Raw genomic sequence first — 2,756 nt, 5'->3', positions numbered from 1 at the left:
GGCACCAGTCGGCGCCGTACATGACGACCCGGTGCTGTGGGTTGATGCCGAGCAGTTCGGCGAGTTTTTCCTCGGCGGGTTCGGGGTATGCCTTGCCCTCCCAAACGAGCGTTGGCACGACGGGCTTCCCTGTAAGGAATTCTGCAATCTGCCCCGTTGCTTCTTTCGACACATCCACGTTGACGTACTCGAATGGGATGTTGTGTTTTTGCAGGAATACTTTGGCCTGGAGGGTGTTGGGACACCAGCCTGCGCCGTAAAGGGTTGGGTTTTGCATAAAGGATTGTTTTTTTGGGCATTGGTAGTCGTTTTGTCCATATACTGACAACTGCCTTGAAAAAATGTCTGTTTCGGGAAACAGACATCCTTTTGTCAAAAGATATTTTATACATTTGTAATGTTCTCAAAACTCTTTGAGGCCGCCATCCGCCGCCATCCGCCGTGGGTAGCCAAAGGGGAAGGAACAGGGATGAAACACTAAAGGAAAAATAGGAAAGATTTCAGAGGTATATTCACAAAACAGGCAAACGCTTTTGCGTACTGCCCTCGTTGAGTTTAGCTATTGAGTGTTGAGCGCCCACATTGAAAAGGAAAAAAGCCAAAGCCGTTCTTTTTGGACGAGAGACGGCAGTGGCTCAATTATAAAGAATAATTAAAGCACAAATTTATGAAAAAGTCAAAGACTTTTGTTTTTCCTGCAGCCGCATCCCTTGCGGTCGCCCTTCTCCTGCTTGTTTTCACTCCTTCTTGTAAAAAAGAGGCGGCGGCACAAGCTGACCAAGACAGCCTTTCACAAGGCTGCGACTTCCAGTACGGTGTAAACGGATACATCGTACAGGAAGATGGCATTCTCAACTTTCAAAATGCCACCACGTTTTCTGCCTTTGTTGACACCGTGCCCACATGGAGCGACAGCGCATTCGTGGTGTGGGAGACCTCAATCGGCGCAAACACGGCTTATGGCACTACATCGAAGCGGATAACGCCCTGACCGCTTTTATGACGCCGTACGAATACGACACCGTTACTACGGAAGCGGCTTTTCAGCCGACATTCAACGCCTTTGCACAAAGCAAATCGCACCTGGCGTCCATCACTACGGAGGGGGTCGAGCCGTACTTTTCTTTCCCGTTCTACTACTTCGTGAGCCAAAGTGGCATCTATCGGATTTGCAGCCAGGAGTACAGCGTTCAAGGCAGCCTGCTCCTTTCCTACCCCGTCGGAAAACAGGATTTGGTGAAGGAGTGGAACGGTCAGGTCGGCGATTTTGGCGAACTAAGTGTTCAGCAGATACAAACGGCCCGGTCAAGTGAAGAAATTCAGGAACGGGATGAGGAACTACATCAGACCTGCACCGCAGAATACAACGATGGCAAAAAGCGGATAAAGGTTTGGTGGGATTCAAGTTCATGGCATGAATACAATATTCCTGATGCCCCTGACGGTTCATCTTCAGGTGTGGACGCTTATTGGTGGACGCATCAGGTTGAAATAAAAGCCCAAAAGAAATGGTTTGGGATTTGGTGGAGCGATACAAGGCATATTGCCGTGGCTGTCAACGGGACAATTACGAATAGGCACCAACACGAAGCCATCAACTATTCGAATACCGTTCCCATTAATTTTTTTAGATGTAAGCGTGCGCATAGCATCAAGGAAAAGTTCGCAAGTGAATTTCGCAATTCCTATACCCAATCGACACTGAACAATTTCGCAATGAACTTGACTGTGACAGGCACTAACCGCCGGACAGATTGCATAGAGATACAAGCAACCTGTACCATGAATTTAGTCAACCTTTAAAAAACGAAACCGTGGGCACGAATAGAAAGCCGTCCAATTTCTTTTGTGCTCACGGTATTGTTTTTTTACTTACACTTGTGAGATGAAAAACAGATTTCTCCTTATTTTTATGGTGCTGTATTCTCAGCATTTAATCGCACAATCGTTCTTCACCGTTGGTGCGAACTACGCTGTCTTATCCTATTGGCATTCCTTTCCATTTGGGGAACAAAAACCGGAGAATTTCAAGTTGACACCTTCTTTAGGATACGGCTATCGTTTCAAAATCAATGATAGGTTGACCTATGAACCCGGAATTTCTTTGGGCGATTTGGGCGGTATAAATTATCCTCATAAACCAAGGACAGTTTATGCCATATATGCCCTTTCATTAAACCAGTTTGTTGATTTCAGGCCGTTGAAGTGGTTTTCATTTGGGCTTTCACCATCCGTCAATTACAATATATACGCTGGAATAACAGGTAAAAACCTGCATGTTGGTTCAAACGGTGCCGTTTATTCTGATGAAAAATTGATTAATTGGAAAGATGGAGCAGAAAGTTATAAATTGAACAGGTTTGTTTTTTCCATAGTGCCACGTATTTCTTTTCATTTAAAAGAAAGGTGGAGCATGGACTTATTCTACAGGTTTGATTTGAATTCTGTTGGATACCCCTTAAGGGTCTTAAATAATAACCTAAGAGGTTATGGCGTAGGAGCCAATTTGAGGTATCGCTTGAAAAAAAGCAAGCACTCCTGAGTATTTGGTTCTCTATACATTGCAATCACTAAAATCGCAGTCTAATCATGAAAAAAATCAAGCGCGTTTTTTTATTACTAGAGTTGTTCAAGCCTAAGTTGTTGGTTATCAATGATGAGTTGTTGTATTTTTGCCTCAAAAACAGATGAACATCCACTATCAAGACTTAAATACCAACCGGAAGTGGAAAGCCACTACCGGGGTTAGCCAAAAA

General features: G+C 44.6%; 4 protein-coding genes. 3 read left to right on the top strand and 1 reads right to left on the bottom strand.

Annotation, left to right across the window (positions count from 1 at the left end):
* Positions 1-376: glutaredoxin family protein (locus tag ACEW9O_RS00425; RefSeq protein ID WP_373548134.1), on the bottom strand; the 376-nt coding region annotated here is incomplete at its 3' end.
* Positions 377-667: 291 nt separating this feature from the next.
* Here ACEW9O_RS00425 and ACEW9O_RS00420 point away from each other — a divergent pair.
* From ACEW9O_RS00420 to ACEW9O_RS00410, 3 genes are all read left to right on the top strand, one after another.
* Positions 668-991, top strand: a complete 324-nt coding sequence (locus tag ACEW9O_RS00420) for a hypothetical protein (RefSeq protein WP_373548133.1) — start codon at positions 668-670, stop codon at positions 989-991.
* Positions 904-1,803 (top strand): hypothetical protein, encoded by a 900-nt coding sequence (locus tag ACEW9O_RS00415; RefSeq protein WP_373548132.1) that lies wholly within the window; start codon positions 904-906, stop codon positions 1,801-1,803. The genes ACEW9O_RS00420 and ACEW9O_RS00415 overlap by 88 nt, the downstream gene beginning before the upstream one ends.
* An 82-nt stretch (positions 1,804-1,885) precedes the next feature.
* The gene (locus ACEW9O_RS00410; RefSeq protein ID WP_373548131.1) at positions 1,886-2,542 is read left to right on the top strand and encodes a hypothetical protein; all 657 of its coding nucleotides are present in this window, start codon (positions 1,886-1,888) and stop codon (positions 2,540-2,542) included.
* The last annotated feature ends 214 nt before the right edge of the window (positions 2,543-2,756 follow it).

This window comes from Haliscomenobacter sp., from assembly GCF_041740695.1.
Lineage (GTDB): Bacteria > Bacteroidota > Bacteroidia > Chitinophagales > Saprospiraceae > Haliscomenobacter.
The sequence above is the reverse complement of the archived record's forward strand: the minus strand, read 5'-3'. Positions and strand labels throughout refer to the sequence as shown.

Excerpts from the sequence above, each read along its gene's own strand:
- ACEW9O_RS00410 (WP_373548131.1), top strand. The coding sequence starts at position 1,886 with ATGAAAAACAGATTTCTCCTTATTTTTATGGTGCTGTATTCTCAGCAT.
- ACEW9O_RS00420 (WP_373548133.1), top strand. The coding sequence starts at position 668 with ATGAAAAAGTCAAAGACTTTTGTTTTTCCTGCAGCCGCATCCCTTGCG.
- ACEW9O_RS00415 (WP_373548132.1), top strand. The coding sequence starts at position 904 with ATGGAGCGACAGCGCATTCGTGGTGTGGGAGACCTCAATCGGCGCAAA.